The sequence below is a fragment of the Aeromonas sp. L_1B5_3 genome, from assembly GCF_963866575.1.
GTDB lineage: Bacteria > Pseudomonadota > Gammaproteobacteria > Enterobacterales > Aeromonadaceae > Aeromonas > Aeromonas jandaei.
The window spans coordinates 93,071-111,987 of record NZ_CAWMDN010000161.1; the positions used below are offsets into that span (position 1 = coordinate 93,071).

13 protein-coding genes are annotated in these 18,917 nt (G+C 50.2%); 2 read left to right on the top strand and 11 right to left on the bottom strand.

The annotated features are described in order from the left end of the window. Positions 1–76: 76 nt before the first annotated feature. Positions 77–787: an HAD family hydrolase gene (locus AACR93_RS21300; protein ID WP_043849831.1), complete on the bottom strand. Its 711-nt coding sequence runs from the start codon at positions 785–787 to the stop codon at positions 77–79. A gap of 196 nt (positions 788–983) precedes the next feature. Here AACR93_RS21300 and AACR93_RS21305 point away from each other — a divergent pair, with 196 nt between their 5' ends. After that, on the top strand, positions 984–2,537 hold the full coding sequence (locus AACR93_RS21305) for a methyl-accepting chemotaxis protein (protein ID WP_043849832.1): 1,554 nt from the start codon (positions 984–986) through the stop codon (positions 2,535–2,537). A gap of 406 nt (positions 2,538–2,943) precedes the next feature. Here the strand turns inward: AACR93_RS21305 and zorD are convergent, their stop codons facing one another. From zorD to zorA1, 4 genes are read right to left on the bottom strand one after another with little or no spacing between them, the layout of a single operon-like run. Continuing rightward, positions 2,944–6,180, bottom strand: coding sequence for a type I Zorya anti-phage system protein ZorD (zorD, locus tag AACR93_RS21310; protein ID WP_041999541.1), 3,237 nt, complete (start codon positions 6,178–6,180; stop codon positions 2,944–2,946). Continuing rightward, positions 6,180–7,940 (bottom strand): type I Zorya anti-phage system protein ZorC, encoded by a 1,761-nt coding sequence (zorC, locus tag AACR93_RS21315; RefSeq protein ID WP_041999544.1) that lies wholly within the window; start codon positions 7,938–7,940, stop codon positions 6,180–6,182. Before zorC ends, zorD begins: the two co-directional genes overlap by 1 nt. Continuing rightward, positions 7,940–8,683, bottom strand: coding sequence for a type I Zorya anti-phage system protein ZorB1 (zorB1, locus tag AACR93_RS21320; protein WP_024946483.1), 744 nt, complete (start codon positions 8,681–8,683; stop codon positions 7,940–7,942). The genes zorC and zorB1 overlap by 1 nt, the downstream gene beginning before the upstream one ends. Positions 8,684–8,694: 11 nt before the next feature. Beyond that, positions 8,695–10,908, bottom strand: a complete 2,214-nt coding sequence (zorA1, locus tag AACR93_RS21325) for a type I Zorya anti-phage system protein ZorA1 (protein ID WP_043849833.1) — start codon at positions 10,906–10,908, stop codon at positions 8,695–8,697. A gap of 251 nt (positions 10,909–11,159) precedes the next feature. Between zorA1 and AACR93_RS21330 the strand changes: the two genes are divergently transcribed. Further along, positions 11,160–11,603, top strand: coding sequence for an antitoxin Xre/MbcA/ParS toxin-binding domain-containing protein (locus AACR93_RS21330; RefSeq protein WP_080630556.1), 444 nt, complete (start codon positions 11,160–11,162; stop codon positions 11,601–11,603). A gap of 148 nt (positions 11,604–11,751) precedes the next feature. On the opposite strand, the gene AACR93_RS21335 is transcribed toward AACR93_RS21330, so the two are convergent. The 6 genes from AACR93_RS21335 to AACR93_RS21360 form a co-directional block, all read right to left on the bottom strand. Then, entirely contained in the window at positions 11,752–12,051 is a 300-nt protein-coding gene (locus tag AACR93_RS21335) for a hypothetical protein (RefSeq protein ID WP_024946124.1), read from the bottom strand. A 54-nt stretch (positions 12,052–12,105) separates the two neighbouring features. Then, a complete protein-coding gene (locus AACR93_RS21340) occupies positions 12,106–13,722 on the bottom strand; it encodes a TnsD family Tn7-like transposition protein (RefSeq protein WP_042862987.1) in 1,617 nt (538 codons plus the stop codon). 4 nt (positions 13,723–13,726) lie between these two features. Further along, a complete protein-coding gene (locus AACR93_RS21345) occupies positions 13,727–14,686 on the bottom strand; it encodes a TniQ family protein (protein ID WP_024946122.1) in 960 nt (319 codons plus the stop codon). Further along, a complete protein-coding gene (locus tag AACR93_RS21350; RefSeq protein ID WP_024946121.1) occupies positions 14,683–16,131 on the bottom strand; it encodes an ATP-binding protein in 1,449 nt (482 codons plus the stop codon). Before AACR93_RS21350 ends, AACR93_RS21345 begins: the two co-directional genes overlap by 4 nt. Then, a complete protein-coding gene (locus tag AACR93_RS21355; protein WP_231556886.1) occupies positions 16,128–18,296 on the bottom strand; it encodes a transposase in 2,169 nt (722 codons plus the stop codon). The genes AACR93_RS21350 and AACR93_RS21355 overlap by 4 nt, the downstream gene beginning before the upstream one ends. A 10-nt stretch (positions 18,297–18,306) precedes the next feature. Beyond that, on the bottom strand, positions 18,307–18,917 hold a 611-nt coding region (locus AACR93_RS21360), incomplete at its 5' end, for a TnsA endonuclease N-terminal domain-containing protein (protein ID WP_043849838.1).

The window sequence follows — 18,917 nt, forward strand, 5'->3', positions numbered from 1 at the left end:
CTCCCCCCAGATATGAAAAACGCCGATCGGATGATCGGCGTCTTATTTATTACGGACAAAAATCCGTGGCTCACCGTTACAGATGCTGCTGGATGATGGGGTACAACTCCTCAACTTTACGGGCAATATGATCGGGTTTGTGCTCCCACAGCTCCGGGGTTGAGTGGCTATAGGCGACAGCAACAGAGATCACCCGGGCGGTGCCGCCAAGCTCTGCTTGCAGATTGCGAGCAAACTGCACATCCGCCTCATGATCGCCGATATAGAGCAGTGATGCGCTGCGTACCGTGCCCAAAATGGACTCCAGGCATTTGATGCCGCCCAAGGGGTGCGGTTTTTGCTGCTGCACGGGGACATCATCGTAACCTACCACAGCCTTGAACTGTCCATTCACGCCATGCTGCTCCAGCACCCGGCGGATATTTTTCTGGGAATTTTGCGAACAGATCCCGTGAGGAACCTCAGAAAAGTGGCCTATCACAGCCTCCAGCCCGGCAAAGAAATGCACGTCTGTTTGGTTCATCTCCTGATGCTTTGCCCAGAGCGAGCCGGCCAGCAGCATCTCGGCCTGTGACATGCCGTAGTAGTCGACATAGAGGTCCTGCCAGTTTTTGGCAGCATGGTTGGCATAGTGATAGTCGGCTTCACTTCGCAAATAGCGGGGTAGATTGTCGCCGGTCAGATGAGGCGCCACCTCGGCCAGAATATTTTTGGTGATGTCGATATTCTTGGGCACCGAATTGACCAGGGTGCCATCGTAATCCCACAAAATTGCGTCCAACTTCATTCTTAGCCCTTTTACTGCGTTACATCACATGATGCCATGTTACTTGGCCAGAGCGTTCACGCCAAACCATGGCGCCAATAACAGGGGGGCAAGTGCTGCTGCAGTAGCACAATTTTTTAATGTGTAAAGACACAATAATAAGGCTCTCTGTCATACTCAGATGAAGCATTCCGTTACTCAACACCGGAGCCTGATCATGGCCAGCAGCGCGCTTCACACCATAGATACCGAAGTAGAGTTGACCGACAACATCCAGCTGGTATCGACCACGGACCTCAAAGGGGACATCACCTACGCCAACCCGGCGTTTTGCCAGGTGGCAGGGTACCGCCTCGAAGAGATGATCGGCCAGCACCACAATCTGGTCCGCCACCCGGACATGCCCAAAGCGGCATTTGCCGATCTCTGGGCCCATCTGCAGGCTGGGAAACCATGGCGCGGGCTGGTCAAGAATCGCTGCAAGGATGGCCGTTACTACTGGGTTGACGCCTATGTCACCCCTATCTATGAGGGGGGCCAGATCTCGGGTTACCAGTCGGTTCGCTGTCGTCCCGCCCCGGAGCACAAGGCTCGGGCCGATAAAATGTACAAGGTGCTCAGAGCTAGAGAGAGCGGCTCAGCCATCCGTTTTGGCCAGAACCTGCTCACGCCGACCATGTTCAGCATTCCGCTGCTGCTGGTTTGCGCCGCCATGGCTCTCTGGCTACTCCCCCCCATCCAGGCCTTGCTGGTCATCGCTCCTCTGCTGGCCGTGCTCTGGTTAAACCGCCACCCGCTCTTTCTGACACCAAGATACCTGCAGCGGCTCGAACAGGATTACGACAGCATCAGCCGTCTCATCTTCTCGGGCGATGCTCCCCACAGCATCGCCGATTTCCATATCAAACTCGGGCAAGCGAGGATCCGTACCGTGCTCGGCCGGGTTGACGATGCAACAGGTTCGCTCAACAGCATGGCCAACGATCTGCAAGGTTCAGCCTCGCTGGCCAGTAAGGATATCTCCTCGCAGGATACACAGATCCAGCAGATAGCCACGGCCGTGACCCAGATGGCCTCAGCGGCAGAGGAGATCAATCGCAATATTCAGGACAGCAACCAGCAGATTGAAGAGGCTCGTCACCACTGCACCACCACCAACAAGCAGCTCTGCGAGGCGGGAGAGGAGATCGCGACACTGGCAACCCAGGCTGAGCAGGCATTCCAGTCAGCCGTCGAGCTGGCCAGCGAATCGGAGCGGATCGGCAGCATCATGACTGAAATTCGCGGCATTGCGGATCAGACCAACCTGCTGGCACTCAATGCTTCCATTGAAGCGGCACGAGCGGGCGAACAGGGGCGCGGTTTTGCCGTGGTCGCCGATGAGGTGCGCAACCTGTCTACTCGTACCCACAAGGCCACCGAGCAGATCCAGAGCAGCATCGGCCACATCCAGCACACGCTGGGGGGATGGAAAGAGATGATGCACCTCAATGTGACTCGCACCAACGCCTGTCTTGCCACCACCCGGGCGAGTACCGGAAACCTGAATCAGGTCGTGGTCGAGATCGACAAGGTCTCGGATTTTTCCAACCAGATTTCCGCCGCGGCCACCCAACAGCAAGCGGTCATCGAAGAGATCAGCCGCAATATCAACCTGATCTCCTCGCTCTCCCACGACAACAGTCTCAAGATTGACAAGGTGAGCGAGACCAGCGCCAGCCTGCTGAACAAGGCAAGCCAGCTCAAAGATTTGAGTCGCACTTTCGGCTAGCGGCCAGCCCTCCCATAGCAAACAGGGCCACCCGTTTGGGTGGCCCTGTTGTTTATAGGTTTACTCCGGACATGATCATAACCATTTAAGTTGGAAACTAGCAGATCAAACGATTCAGTAACTTAGCGACACCACATGTGACATTTAAGTTGGAAACTCAATAGCAATCCTCCGCCTGCTCAACGAACAAGCAGGACATTGAAGTTGGAAACCAAGCTCTGTTTGCCATGATAGTGACCATGTAACTAAATTACAAAACAGCTAATTACCTCTTATGAGCAGTGGCAGGCAGACGCATGTCATTTGTCCGCAGTTAGCAGAGAGGCTACATGCTGGTGTTGAAAGGTGTGGCTGTAGGTATATGACACCACGGGAAGTCAGCCTAGCAGCTCCCCTTGTAATGACATCATTTGTTAAGCACACCATCAAACTCCGACAGTTGTAAGTCATTTTTCCCCTGCAACATATCGCTCGCTAACGATCTACGCTGGTCCAGTAAATCATCGAGCGTTGCCTCGAAGGTCTGAATGTCAGCATCGCGTATAGTTGGATAATAGACAAATACATCCTTGGTCTGGCCGATACGGTATGCTCGATCGGTCGCCTGATCTTCTTTGGCCGGATTCCAGCACCGGGTGAAATGGATCACATGGTTTGCTCCCTGCACATTGACACCAAACCCCACCGCCACGGTGGAAAGAATAATCACATTAAAGCCGGACACTGCCTGGAAACGATCAATCAGACGTTGGCGACTATTCAGGCTATCGCTACTTGTACTGGTGTCCCCATTAATGATTGTTGGGGATATATCGAAACGGACCTTAACCGCGTGCTGTACTTCACGCTGAACATCCCGTAGTTCGGTGAAGATGATAACTTTATCCCCGCTGCAACGGATGTTATCCAGTTGTTCTAGCAGCCACCTCATCTTAGGGGAATGTTCACGTAACCAAAGGTCAGGCTCCACACAATAGGGGTGAGCACAGACCAGCTTGAGTTTATGCAACACAGGAAGGATGAAACTCTCTTTACTCCCTGCGGCCTCCTGCACCAATTGTCGCTGTCGATATTCACCAATCTGCTGGTTATAGAGGGAACGCTGCCGACTAACCATGGTCAGATTGCGGCAAGTGCGATCTTCTATCTTGGAAGGCAAATCCTTAGCCACATCCTGCTTGGTCCGCCGCAAGGTCTGGGGCTCAATCAAGGAACGTAATCGAGCCAGAGCTTCTAGATCCTTGCACTCCCCCTCTTCAATTGGTTTTTGGTATTCACGACCAAACTGGTTTAAGGCCCCAAGCAAACCTGGCTGGACAAAATCAAACAGGCTCCAGAGATCGATCAAGGTGTTTTCTACTGGAGTACCAGTACAAGCAATGCGAAACCTGGACTTCATGGCTTTAATAGCCCTAGTCACCATAGCTGCTGGATTTTTGATTTTTTGGGCTTCATCACAGATCACCATGGCCCATGACTGACGACCCAAGGAGATCTCTTGGGAACGCAGCGTCTCGTATGTGGTTAACACGATACGAGCCTCCTGTAACCAACCGGGACGCAACAGATTTGTTACACCCTGCTGACGCAATGATTCTGGGATTTCATAGCTGCGAAACTTTGCCTCTGATAGAGCATCACCGTAGAGCCGCATGACTGCAATGTCATCGGCATAGAAGAATTTTCGCAATTCTGCTTCCCAGTTATCCAATAACGAAACCGGGGCTACGATAAGTACAGGATCACCACTTGGTTGACGTTCCAGATAATCAACCACAAAGGTAAGCAATTGGATCGTTTTTCCTAAACCCATGTCATCAGCTAAGAGGCAACCCGATACATGTTCTGGTGACAGCTCGAACAGATGCTGTAACCATGCCACACCGTGTAATTGGTGCTCACGCAGCGAGATTTCTGGCTTAAGCCTCTCCGGTAATGACGGGGAGGAAAGACGCGCCTGTTGAATCGCATCTTGTCGCCACTTGGCATAACCCACCTCGTCGATATTTTCTTCCACCAGCAAACCAATGCTGTTTTTCCTCATGGATTCTTGAACTGTTGGCTCTTCGCTCCGGATCTGCTTTCGCCATTCCTTTTGTATCTGCTCAGCCAAGCGCAATGGCACGGGTTGCTCAGATCCTGGCAAACAAAGATGCCCTGCTCCCTCTGCAAACGCCTCGTCAATACGCTTTGATAACTCATCCAGCGCCGCTGCATCGTCAAAATTGATCTGTGCGACAACATCACCCACTGACTCCTCAATTCCATTCGATTCGCTCGAAAGCCAATCCTGACCGGTTGTTCGGGTCAGGAAAGGAGATGATACTGGCACTACCTCGCCGAGACCGATAATGCGATCACCATAGCGAGAGAGTTCAAACAAAGAATCGAACAACTCTCCGGACACCTCTCGTTGCCAGCGATCTAGCAACTTTTCGATGTCCAACAATTGCTGCTCGTCAAAGTCGCCTAACTCCAGCTCAAAACCCTGCCAGAAACCTGCGCTCATACCAGCAGCCAGCTTAAAGCGCAGCTCCTGTACAAAAGGCGCAAATATTCCAGGTGAATTGAAACTCAGTGTTTCATCAGGGAGTGGCTCTCGGCTTATAGGGGAGAGATGCAGCAATACGGTGGCGATCTTCCCACTTTCGGCCTCGCATTTAGGTTCCAGACGAAAATGATGAAAATAGATCCCCGCATCGACAAGCGATTGCTCGTGCTGCTCTGGATCGAGTACCACGCTGGTCACTTCTCCCAGCAGGGCATAGGGATTGCGCAACAGGGACAACGCCGAATCCCCAGCCACCCTTCTCCCCGGTATCGCCTTGATGGCTTCGAGTACTTGCTTGATCTCAGGCTCTATCAACACATGAGCGATGGTGCCATCTGGTTGCGTGATACGGTATCTGTCCTGTACCCGTTGGGTAGCATCAAATGAGGAAAGGAACCCAACTGGTTGTTCAGGAAAATCAACGCCAACCTCAATGACAGGACAAGAGTCGATCTCTGCCTTACGTGGTCGCAAAGCCAGTCGCTGAGGTTTAACTACCACTGTCTTGGCAAGAAAACCATCCATGTCGGCATTAGCCGCTTTGGCAACACTGCGAATAACGGCCCACCCTTCATAGTTGGTCGCCTCACCCGGCTCATCCCTCTGACAACGAGCAAGGTCACGCAGAGACTCACAGAGCTGCCAGCTGGCTTCGTTCAGTAGACGTTGTCCCTTCTTCGTTGTTACCAACGCCCCCTGACGTTTTAACTCGACATGTTCTCCCGTTACTTCATCACTCCAGTGAGTAATCGCAACGGTGAACTGAGGATCGACCAAGCTGCCTCTGCATTCCAATTTGGGGCGTAGATCAGTACAGTGAGGCAGCGACAACAACGCCAGACTACTTTCATGATCGGCGTCGGCCATTAATCGATACATATCACGCCATGTCAGGAGCCAGCGGTCGCTAAGCACCGCAACGTACTCCTCCTCGGCAAGCTGCTCCAGATAGGCAACCAAGGCCCATCGCTCAGGCTCGCTCTGTATACGTTCGGCAAACACGATCCCTCTCTCATCCGCCTGCCAACATGGGCTGAGATCAACCGGATCATGCTTATTTTTCCCAAATTTGCTAAACCAACGTCCAAGCATCATTTTTTCCAAAACATAAACGGGCTGCCAGTTTTGACCACAAAACCATTGCGCCTCAGAAGCAAAATGTCATCTGTATTGCGCTGCTTGATCTCTATATGGAAAGCACCGCCCTTTTCACGATGATCCGTATAATGTCGCAGGTTTTCGCCTAACTGTTCGAGCAACAGAGCAAAATCAACTTTCCCCTTACCGCCTGAATGAATCACAACGGTCCGATCAGCAGGTGTGTTCACAACTTGGCTCTTTGATTCAGAATTGTTGCCAAGGGGAGCTTGAAATGATGGAACGCTTGGTTTGACAATTTTTGGTTTAACTACACGATTCCATAATTGATTGGCTCCCTGTGGGTTTGGAACAATACCAAGCAACCGTAACTCATCATCATATTTTTGCTGCCACCCCTCCATCGCATCGGGCTTTAATGGTTTGGGAACATGTATCCAACGCCCCTTCGCGAGGTTTTTTTGTTTCAAATCATGAGTTAAGTGCAATGTACTGGCATCAGGATTAAATCCGCAGGAGTTAGCTCGATATACATAACAGGCGTTTCCTGTGTGCGAAAACTCGACAAAGATGTAATCGCCAATCTGCATGATTACTGCGTTATCAGCTGGCGAGCCCCCAGATAAATCTCCTAGGCGGCCCTTATTTTGATCACGAAAACGGACAAACTCTCCATCTCGGTTTAATTGAGCATCACGTCCCATCACGATACGGGTATAACTCATCTGATCGGCAAAACGGAGCCAATAGAAGAGACGCGCCTGATCAACCTCGCCTTCACCTTTCAGCAAACTAAAAAAGTGCTGTAAATCCTGCTTGGCAAGCCATGCCCCCACCATGTCACATACCGGTTTATCCACATGGTGACGCCAGCGATTTTGATCGGATTTCAACTGGGGGTTCCCCCAGATCTCCAGACCAGCTTGTATCAAGTTGGCTTGTGGCTGCACATGACAGCTACAACCATGATATCGAGTGAGACAAGCAGCCATGATCTCGTCGGAATAACGCCGATTATTGATAGCCATCAGCGCTAACAACTCTGATAACCGGTCTAAAAACGTAGCTTCATCAAGTTCGGCAATTTTTTTCTGCACGACCGCGATAACTTGATGCCAAAGCCAACTTTCTGCTGGGATTTGGGCAAGAGTCTGTAGCTGAGTAAGATCTGTTACTGTCCCCTCAAATACCTGCTGTCCTAACCGTAAACCTGCTTCACTCTGAAAAAGTTCTTGATGCTCATCAACTACCCGCATCCAAGCTTTAAGCTTCTCCGGATTCCGTAGTACACGATAACCATCCCGGATATAAGTGCGCAGTTGTTGCCAGTTTTGGCTCTTCTCAGGCTCTATTGCCTCATAGCCAAAATAGCTGAAGCAGAGAGCAGTCCAATCCCGGCGAACCAACTCACGGCTATCGATGTGAGCAGATACATGCCTACTCACTCGTGGAAAGACCTTTTCATCATCTAGCAACTGCTTGCCTGCTTCAACGCAGTCAACAAGCCCTGCATATACCAACCGCCACTGCCGCCGGGTGAGCGGTTCATTACGTAGGAAGGCCGCCAGAGCGGCATGACGCTTCTCCTTCGGTGGTTCTGGAGCTGCCTCCGCTTGGTCAAACCTAGCCTCAACCTCAGATCTAGCTCGCTTCAAAGCCGAAAAGGAATGCAGAGTCCTCTCCTGATAGCGACCATTGACCCGCTCCACACTGGACTCCAAGATCGCCGTAAGACGGGAAATTGCATCCACCATCAGCGCATCTCCAACTGACAACGTTCAGCCGTCATCAGACCAGAAAACTGAGGTGCGCTCTCCGCCGCCTGCTGCTTGTCTTCCTTGAGCCCATAAAACTGCATGCGCAGCTCCACTCGACGACTTGCCTCTTTGCTGTCCTTGGCATTGTTAAAAGAAACACCGCCAGCCAAAAACAGGCTACGGATCTGCTGCTGGTGTTCGGCAGAAAGGGATTGCTGCAACTGGCTCCGTCCGTCAAGCAGTGCACACATTACCCACTCGGAACGCTGTAGCGACAAGTGGAGGTTATAGAGGTAAGAACCATCCGTATCGGTAAAACCTTCAACCACCACCTGTTTCATCCAACGTTGCCCCTCTGGGCTATCGGTAACATCCAGGATCAACGGCACCACGTCCTGCAATGCCTGCTGACCCTGTGGGTCTAGAAAATATTGGTTGTGACCAAAGCGACCGGCCTCCCCAAAGCTAATCCGGTTGTCACGACAGTCAACTTTAATGATGTTGCTCTTCTTTCGCGCCAGTATCTCCAAGCTTTGACAGATACGGGCAATATCCTGCCCTCTTTGCTTTTCTCCAGCCTCAACTTCGCGAATACGCTGGGTCACAGACGCAAGTGAAGCAACCATGACAACCAAGAACAACACCATCATGGCAGTCATCAGATCGGCATAAGATATCCAAAACGGCTTTTCCGCCTCATCGTTGCGACGCGAGGCCGGAGCGCCTTTCATCCCGAACATAAGTTAGCCCCTTAGCGCCGCACCTTGATAGACTCAAACAACTCGGAAAGATCCTCAATTCCTTCCTTCATATCAACGATACCACTAGCAAGCCCCTTCACCGCTTTGTCTAGCTCACTATCGAGACTTCCCATGGTCTTGACCAGATTACGATTCAACCCATCGGCAAACTCATTGAACCCTTTCGCTAGGGCATTGCCAATCTGGTCCAAATATTCTGTGGCCTCACGATTAAGGTCACGCATCCGCTCACCGTGTTGCCTGAGATCGTTAATTAGTTGTGCTCGCTGGCTTTGTTCGCTCTGCGCTCCGGCGACTACGGACTCGATGGTGGCCAAAACTTTGGCCGCAGACTCTCGATGATTGCGGTATTCACCAATAATGGTTGTGAGCTCACGGGAAGCTACCGCCAGCTCTCCACCGACTTGCTGCACCGACCCCAATACTTTGGCAGTGGTCTCACCCGCTTGCACCACACTGCTGCCCGCGGTGTCGAATCGATCCGCAGCAAGGCGCATCTTGTCTGCCCCTTGTGCCATTTGCTGCAAGTGCTCTCTAGTTTGCAAGCCAAGAAGGTCAATGACTTCCTGTGCCTCTTTGCGCTGCTGCTCGACCAATTGCAGCGTCTCTCTAAGCTGCTTATCCAACCCACCAATAACCGTTTCAGTTGTATTCCTGATATCCGCCTGTGCCAAGCGATGCTGTGCATCCATTCCTTCTTGGTTAGCGTTAAAGGTCTGGAACATCTGATTAAGTTGTGAGCCCAGCTGAGTCAAGTTTGTGGACATGTTGGTCATGACCTCTTCTTGCCCTTGGCCAATACTCCGCTGGCTCTGTTCAATAAAGCTATTCAGGTGTTCGGCTATCTGTTGCTGACGGGCCTCACTCTCGGCAAACAATCTCTCCAATTGGTGAGCTATGCGTTCACTGGCATCCTCGCCCGAGCTTCCCATTCGCTCTACCGCCGCCTGCATTTTTGACAACATCTCGTTCATGCCATTCTGCATACTGGCTTGACCAGCCTGCATGTCTGTAAGCAGTTGCGCGATGACTGTGGCACTTTGCTGAGAAGAGGACTCGCCAGCTCGCCGCATATCGTCCACCAATGCCACAAAGCCTTGCTGCATGGACTGCATTGCAGTTACTGACTGACCGAGCATTTCATGCAAACCGCTGAACTGTTGACCGAAAGATGCATCTAGTTTGCTCATGAAGGCACTCAGTACATCCGTCAATAGATGCTGAACTTGGCCTGACTGATCGCCACTTGCCTGCTTCACTGAACCAGCAATTTTTTCCAAGGGATCTTTAAGACTATCTTCGATGGAGCGACCGATCTGGGTAGCCAAAGATGTGCCAACCTCTTGATAAGAGGTTGAGAGGGTATTGGCCAGTTTGAGATTTTCCTGAACCTGGGTATCAACCAGATTTTGCATCATGGTGCGTAGATCACTGACCAAGCTGTCTTTCAGTTGTCGTGCATTAACTGCACTTTCATTGCTGGCCTTAACCAAGTCAGCTAAATATTCCTCACCCACACCACCCTTGAAGAGTTCATCAATGGACTCGGTCAACTTTTCCAGTAACTGGAGGCAACGTCCCCAACGCCATTTTTCCAATCCAGTCACTACGATGGATGCAAAGATTGCGATCGAAGACCCAACAAAAGCAAAAAGCACGTCATTGAGCAAGCGAGAGACACTTTCGGTAACCTTGGCAGGATCCGACACATCAAAATGCATCAAACCCGACATCAAACCCGACATCAAACCCAGGAAGGTGCCTACGATACCTAACCCTGTCAGTACACCTGGCAGGTGTTTGAAAACCTCGGTGCGGAGAGGCGTCTCTACAATACTAGGCACTGAGAAGAAAGTGGCAGATAGGGAGGTTGCTCGCACAGCAACTAATCGACTCTCTCCCTCAACCAATTCACTCTGTCTGTGCAGAGTGTCAGCGTATTCTTTCCATGCATGATTCATGGCCCGATATTTGGGCTCAGCAAACATGGCTGTAGCCTGTTCTAACTTTTCAGAAGCAGGTAGTTCATGCTGTATTTCTAATCCCTTGCTAGCCTGCTTTAACTTGTTCGCCACCAAAAATGATGGCCCAAGATAAAACACACAAAAAAATGCGGAAAACAAAACTACCAGACAGAACACGATGGTAGGGACAGAGCTGGGCTCAAGGTGCTTAAGCCAGTCGAACAACAAGGTGAAATTCATGCATCACTCCCGATTTTGAAGTGATGCAGTATACCAATTCCAATGAACACTTTTTTAATCGAAATCATGCAATTGGGCCCAATCGACACAAACAACTTAAGAGACTGATTTAAAAGGATTTAATATATTTATCGTTCTTGTGGTCACCCGCTCACGAATACCCCAAACTAGATGATGACCCAATGAACTCCTGAGTGATGATTCGCATTGGGCTGCCATCAACAACCCCCAGACGGAGGCGCAGACTCATGATGACTCATGTAGAGCAATCTCCCCCAACCAGCAATCTATCTGTTCTGGAGTCGCTCGGTCTACCACGTAACTGGCTAGCCGCCCATCAGCACATAGTGTCTGGTGTATCTCCTGAGATCGTCGTCAAACTGAGCAAGCTATTGGGGTCTAATACCCGAACAATTTGCCAGATGATTGGCATTAGCCGAGACACACTGAATCGCCAAATCAAACGGGGCAATCGCTTATCGACAGCTCAGGGAGATCGCGTTTACTGGGCAGCCTTAGCAGTGGACGCAGCCATATCCCTACACCGGGGAGATACTGCTAAAACGATGAGATGGCTCACCCGCTCTGCGTGGGGATTAGGTGGTGAAAAACCGGCCGATGTGATTACTACGCCTATGGGAGCGCAGGCAGTTATCGATCTTGTCGGCCGGATTAGGCATGGCATCCCCTGTTGATTAACAGTTCATACGTGACCATAAAGCACCAACAATAGGCTCATTTGGTGAGCCGATCACCCCGACCAATCGGCTCATTTGATGAGCCGATCACCTCGACCAATCGGCTCACTTGATGAGCCGATCAACACAACCACTCAAATCGTGGTTAGATAAGCTCTCGATTGCCTTCAATTTTCCCAAATTGATCAGGGTCTGCGGGTTGATAATCATCCGAAAACATATTCATCAACCGATGCTCCTGTCTCAGGTTGGCCAGCGCCCCAAAAAAGCAGCCTTCACATAGGTGTACCTGATATCGTTCACCATCGTGCTGCGAACCATACCCCCAGCGCGCAGCCAGCGTGCCGAACTCCTGCGTACCAATGGTGGTTGTCGTGCTGCTGCCACAGACATCGCAGAGAATATCGACGACTTGGGTGGTGGGGAAGATGGCTTCGACTTTCATGGCAATACTCCTCGTGTTGACCCCTGACAGCCGTGCCGATATCACCGGTGGCCATCAGGGTTTGGGATGCTGGGCTGCGTAAGCAGCGACAAGTCGCACAGCCAGCGCATAGCTGAGCGGTAATCTAGCTTTGTATTTCCTGAGCCAATCCGGTCTGCCAAGCGCTCTCTCCAGCGCGGACAGTGACCTTGCCTCCCCGTCCAACTGTTCGAGTTGGGCCACCAGTGCCCGGTCACGTTGTGCCCAATCCACGGAGGGGTGGTAGACAGACTGTTTGGGAGCGGGCAACTGCTGATACAGCCAGGAGCGATCATGCCGATAGAGCCAGCTGAATGCCGTTCGGCACGCCTGTTCGATGCCACCGCGACTGGCATCGACATGCTGTGCCAGGTATGTCGTCAATGTATCTCGGTGCTCACGCAGCTTACGCACGCTGCCCAGATGCCGCCGCCAATCAGACAACCCCTGATGGCTCTGAATGATGGCTTCGACCGCACCGACTGAGACGCCATGGCAATGGGCGATCTGCTGTCGGCTTACCCCCATGAACGCCTGCCGCCATATTCCCCGCGCCACCGCCGCAGTGATGCGCTGGGCTCGGTGTTCGACGGGGTGGTTGTGTCGCAACGCGAGTTGCTTGATATAACCGACACTGTAACCGGTCTGGCGGGCGACCTGACGCATGGAGAGCGGCTCTGCCAACCACCTTAGCACTGCTCGCTCGACGGCTTGCGCGTCACGCGCTGGCGGCACAGGCAACACCTGCTGCACCTCGATGGAGAAGAACTCCGCTGGGCTGCGACTCACAAACGCCATCAGCATCACATGTTTCAGGTAGTGGTGACTGCGGTCACCGTGCACCAGCCCCGAGACGTATCGATAGTTGGCCAGCCCCGGCGGCACTATTGGCGTTATATCGGCAAACAACCCCTGCCAGAACTCCGTCATGGCCTGCAACAGGGGCTGGCTACGCAGATGGCCTCGGGCCGTCAGATAGCCCTGTTGCCCGAGCCATCGCTGGTACAGCTCCGCTAGCGACTCCGTTGGCGACTGGACGCACAGATACCGATGCAGAGCGGTGATATATGTAGAAAGGTTTATTTCCTGTTCAGATGGACGCGATTGTTCACAGGGTATCTCGGGATCCGGTAGAAGCAGTTGCCGATCAATGCCTCCTGCACTGGCCGCCAGAGTTTGCAATCGCAGCGCATGCTTGGTACAGGCCGTGACCCCGTACAGTTGATGCGCCGTATGCCAATATCCACATCCTACGTCCTGTTCATCCTCTCGCAAGCAGGCGGGACACCATTTCAGGCAGACACCGCCAAAAGCCAGCTTGCTGGCCGCTTGTCCTGACAGGGCCATCAGCCCCTGCCCTTCACCCAACATCGCAGATGCCAGGGTGTCGACTTGCAGCTTGTCTCTCAACGTAAGGGCATAAAGCGGGAAACCCGTGCCATGGTGCAGCAGGTATTGTGGATCCACTCCCGCTGCCTGGGCCGTTGCCTCAATATGACCAGGTAATGACGGATGCAGACGAATGGCCGGATGATGGAACAAACGGTCACAGACGCGGTTGCGGTCACTGTAGGCCGACTGCACGAAATACTGCGAGACCCAACTGTAGGCCGACTCACCAGGGATGTACGCCGGGATTACCGAGCCCAACACAAGGTCAGCCCTCAGACCTCAGGAGCCCCATCAGATCGACGCCTGCATGCTGCAACATGAGAAGGTGGACCAAGGGGTGCAACGGATCTCGGGCTGACTGCTCATGGTAGCCCCGTGCATTACGCAGCTGAGGAGGTAATTGCCATCCCTGACCGTCCCCCTCTGAATTGGTGAAATACGCAGTGAGCGCCAGGGGATCACACTGCGCGTCCATCTGCTGAAACCACGCATTGATCGCTTTGATGCTCTTGACCGTGCGCATCGCCTCGCCCGAGATCCCCATAGCCTCTCTCACATAACCTGTGAGCGTTGACAGAGTGAGGCTGCAACCCGACTGGGCCAATGCCAGCGATGCCAACTCGATTTCACGCATCCGCTCGGTAAAATGACCATCGTATCCCCCCATCCAGTGGCCGCAGTGCGGGCAGAGGTTGTCATAGGGAGGAATGGGCAGCGCCGACAACACCATGGCTACAAAACCACAGCCAACACAGCGTCCGGATAGGCCACGTTGATGCCGATGGCAATGAAACACCCCTGGCAATTGATGGTCGCGGTGGTAATAGGGCATGCCCTGAGTATCCTGATCCTCGGCAATACAGTCTGTACACCAACGCCAGTATCGATGCTGTACATTGTTCTGACCGGTCACCCTCAACCGGAGCGGCGTGTGGCCCGTCAACGCAGACATCAACATACCCTGCTCAGGCAGGCTTAAAAACGGGGTAAGATAATGGCCGTAGCCATGTGTCTGCCAGGGCTGCGCTATCCCCTTCGCCCGAAAAATGGCATCGAGGGCCATGTCATCGGCATGAGATAATCGTTGGGGGCGAATAGGTGGACTACCCAGACCCAGCGCTTTTACCGTAGCGGTGAACGTCCCATGGATGCTCAGCACATGCATTCGACCAGCCACGGCTCCCAGATGTTCGCCCGGCAGCAACTCTAAACGATGGAGGATCATTTCGGCTGCGCCTTATCTAGGTTGTAGCCGAGTTGTCCTAACAATACTGACGGCGATAACTGATCCAGTTTTTTACGTTTCTGTACCTCAATCTGCGATGATACGGGTTTGTCGCTCAGCTCGACTTCCCCTTGAATCAGGTTCATGGCGGGCGGCGGAGCTATCTGTGTCATGACATCAGAATGACTCGCCACCGACTCCAGCATCAGCATCGGCTCAAAATCCTCAAATTTGTGGTAATCACCTTTTCTCAGTGCAGTTAACGCCGGGGTCAACACTCTAAATTCACGATTAAAAACTAAGTCCAGCGCGGCTATCGAAAGATCTTGATCCTGAGGTGCCAGGAACGTGAGATAGGCGAGCGTGGCCCTAACCAGGCTACTGGCAATTGCCGGAATGCCCGCACTCAGATAATGAATATGCCTACACAATATATCTACCGATGTTGATTGATTTTTTAGTAATTGAGTCTGGCATAGCAGGCGGATAAAGCGGTTCCAAAATGAGCTATTAGAATCGCAACTCGCCAATAACATAGATCCATTTTTGGTCACTCGCCGACCGATAGTTGTTTCACGCTCAAATAATGCTAGCGTTGCAAATGTTCCTACCAGCATGATCGGCACACCGACTCTGTTGAACAATTCCTCGACAAATTTTATCGACGTTTTTTCATTGATACTTAAAACTTCATTACGGGAGGATTTGGCTAGATTTTGGGCCTCATCAACGACTACCAACCCAACACTATGACCGATAAGAAGCTTGCGCACTATGGTAATTAACTCATTAACAGACCTATTACGGTGTTCATATGCATATGCTTGTCCGGTCACCTCATCCAGCGCCTCCAGCATATTCAACAGCAGCGCTTTTTGACCACGACGCTCGTGAATTTCTACATACAGATACGTTACCTGAGATTGATCAAGCGTATGCTCCTGCCCCTTGTGGTCGGTATAATTGAAATGTTCAATAACTTGATCAAATAGTTTCAGAATACGCCTTACCATAAATGATTTACCACGACCACTCAGTCCAATCAACAAATAACTCTGCAATACAGAATAGAGTTCCAAGCTTGATAAATATGCAACCTGATTGGGATTGGTCTTGTCTCTATCGATAGCCGTCAGTATCCGCCGTATATCTGTTCGCAGAGGATTGCGTTTATCATACCCCGCTTCAATCATGCGTCGCATGACATCATATAAACGATATGCCTCGTCTTGAACGGCATAAACATCATTCAATTGATCGATCAGGGTTCGGATATAATAACCATGAAGTGATGCATCAACACCAGTCAAATCAACATTGTTAATAAAAGGCAACTCGCTGAGTGCATAAAACTGCTGCATTGTTAATGGCTGACCCAGCGCCTCAATTAATGGGTTGTCTCGATACTGTCGATTAGGATGCATATAATAATTTGGCTGGCTCATTGTTCGTCTTCCTGAAAGGATATTACTGTCGGATCATTCAAATTTTGTTTAGATTGCAGCGATTTGGGCCGATGGATTTGATCCCGGTTGTCGACCCCAGAGAGATCGGCATAAATGGCTTGCATTTCATTATGTCGCTGCTGTACAGCCTCAATATGCTTGAGGGTTTTCATCCCTGGCTGAATGCCTTTAGCATTGGATTTTTTAAGATGGCGACTTTCTGCTCTAATCGCATCATCACATTGTTTTAAATCCATTTCCAATAATGCACGTGCATCAAATCTGCTTTCATCTAGAATAGCCAGTTGTTCTTTGACAATCGCTTGACGGCGCATGACATTGGCCCAAATTTGATTTTTATAGGCTTCGCTACGATCAGTCAAATCCAGTTGGAGGAGCTCTCCACTTTCGTCATCTCCATACCAGATATGATTAGTGCTGATATCGGTATATCGAACCTTTATTTTGAAACGACCAATATTTTTTGCTCGGTCAAGATAGCCCCTACGTACAATTTCATTACAATTATAATATAAACCTTTGAAGAACACTCCCTGAGACCTAACTGTTGCCTCTGCTTCCGGCAACAATGCGTATCGTAGGCGATTTGTTGAAACTCGTGGTTTCAATATCGCCTGCTCCATCCCCCAATCCCAAACACCACGAGATGTAAAAACCACACCATCTCGCGACATCTCAAAATTATGAGATAGGACTCTTTCCCTGTTATTGTTGGTAAATATGATACATTTTATCAGTCGAACCATAAACTGTTCATAGGTATACAAAGAATTACGGGATGCATGTTGGTCTTCTTTTTTTGGAGATTTTACAACCTTGCCAGAATCAAAGGGAATCGCTAGAGACTGAATAATATCAAAACTCTTCTCAACCGTGCCTTTCATATCACCACGATGATATGCATTAAAATTGCCTACAGTAATACCAATTTGACCGCGAAGGAGGGAAGCTATATTGCTATCAGTATTCTCTGAACCTCGGTCTAACGTTAATTCACGACAAACCTCCTGGCAGGGCCAATCAGACTCAGCTATTTCATAGCCATACTGTCTACAAAATTCGACCTTATTACTCATAGCATTAAATAATGCCTGACTGGCACCGTGCCAACAAGGACTATCAAAACCAACATGAATTCCCACAATCATTCCACTGAAACTATCAACAACACTATAGATTACAGGTCGTCCTATACTGACTAGTTCATCTTTGCTGTAGGAATATCGAATATATATATCTGCAATAGTACTATCAATTTCGTAGCGCGATGCCGGTCCTCGGAGTCCCGCTCTCGCGAGCCCGGGCTTGCCGGCGTAATCTCGATCATAATTTATACTACCTACCCGTTTTTTCAAAAACGTCAACTGATCAACATATTTAGTAAGCTGGCGCTTGAATGATTTGGGAGAAATAAGATAATTTCTGGGTAGTAACATTTTGAACGGTTCAGCAATATCCTCGTCCGGGGCTCCCATCGGGCGCAACTCTGTCGAAGCATACTCCATACAAAAATCCAAATACAACCGAGAAAGCTGGACTTCTGTCCCCGAGCGGATTTTCTTGGAGAAGAATACTATATTTTTAATGTCTTGTTGGGTAATGCCACGGTAAGATTTACCATAAAGCGTTTCGCGCCCTCGTTTTGATGCAAGACAAACTTTCCCCTTTTCCAGCTCCAGGTATGTAGTAGGCAACTGGTGATTTTTGCCACATGCGAAGTAATTAGGTAATAGCGCATTTGGAATGCCACCACATCGGAAGTAGCGATTCAATTGACTAGTGACATACTTTTTACTTTTTCCTGAACGATCAATGAGTAGTTTCAAAATCCCGCTTGAGTCACCATATAGATAACGATGCCTCAGTTCATGATCGCTTATTAGGGGTTCAAGCGTAGCAAGTCCTTCATCACGTTTTTTTATCCAGCTTGGATTTAAGTTATTATCTGCTTCATAGATGATTTTTGGAAAATCATGATCTGCTATATGTCTACGCCCTTGAGAAATATCATTTTCAACTTCGTCAAGCGACAAGGTAAATGGCCGTTTCGGTGAAACGAGTAGCAATTCAGTTACAGCTAGCCGCATTGTATCCCAGCAGATATCAATGATCAGCAGCTCGGAACTATTTTTGGTATCAGACACGATCTTTTGGTTAACCCGCATTAGACCTCCGTATTACTGACAGAGGACGGTATAACTCGATTCGTTGTGTCAAATCGATATTCAAACGACCGGTATAAACCGCGTGCTGGAACAAACACTGCACCTGAAATTTATCAATATTAAGTTCATAGGCTACCTGATGAATTAACATCAGCAGCGTGGATAAAGGGGTTGCTATCATGTGGTGCCTAAACCGAACAATAACATTGGCATAAAATTCTGCCGAAACCTGAATCAGTTCAGCCTCATCAAAACATTCTCGTAGAAACTCTAAATTGTAAATAATGGTGGCGTCAAAACTCTTCTCTGTTATCAACACATGATCAATATTTTGAGTACGCCAATACTCAAGGGAAATTCGCTCTTTTGCCAATGTACGATTAACAACACGGGGGGATGTTATTTCTGGATCCAGCGCATCAGAATATTTGAAGCTATATGGACTCAATATATGCTTCCCTGCCTCCGTTTGCCGAATAATGACAAAATCCTGAGTCATAGTTTTGGCTGGGATGCGGCCACCATGATTACCTCGTTCTTTATAATTACCTGGATGGACAACGTTCAGAGAGGCAGCAATTTCTAAATAGCTGTTCCGAA

Excerpts from the sequence above, each read along its gene's own strand:
- AACR93_RS21305 (WP_043849832.1), top strand. The coding sequence starts at position 984 with ATGGCCAGCAGCGCGCTTCACACCATAGATACCGAAGTAGAGTTGACC.
- AACR93_RS21300 (WP_043849831.1), bottom strand. The coding sequence starts at position 787 with ATGAAGTTGGACGCAATTTTGTGGGATTACGATGGCACCCTGGTCAAT.
- AACR93_RS21350 (WP_024946121.1), bottom strand. The coding sequence starts at position 16,131 with ATGAGCCAGCCAAATTATTATATGCATCCTAATCGACAGTATCGAGAC.
- zorA1 (WP_043849833.1), bottom strand. The coding sequence starts at position 10,908 with ATGAATTTCACCTTGTTGTTCGACTGGCTTAAGCACCTTGAGCCCAGC.
- AACR93_RS21330 (WP_080630556.1), top strand. The coding sequence starts at position 11,160 with ATGACTCATGTAGAGCAATCTCCCCCAACCAGCAATCTATCTGTTCTG.
- zorC (WP_041999544.1), bottom strand. The coding sequence starts at position 7,940 with ATGGTGGATGCAATTTCCCGTCTTACGGCGATCTTGGAGTCCAGTGTG.
- AACR93_RS21335 (WP_024946124.1), bottom strand. The coding sequence starts at position 12,051 with ATGAAAGTCGAAGCCATCTTCCCCACCACCCAAGTCGTCGATATTCTC.
- zorB1 (WP_024946483.1), bottom strand. The coding sequence starts at position 8,683 with ATGTTCGGGATGAAAGGCGCTCCGGCCTCGCGTCGCAACGATGAGGCG.
- zorD (WP_041999541.1), bottom strand. The coding sequence starts at position 6,180 with ATGCTTGGACGTTGGTTTAGCAAATTTGGGAAAAATAAGCATGATCCG.
- AACR93_RS21345 (WP_024946122.1), bottom strand. The coding sequence starts at position 14,686 with ATGATCCTCCATCGTTTAGAGTTGCTGCCGGGCGAACATCTGGGAGCC.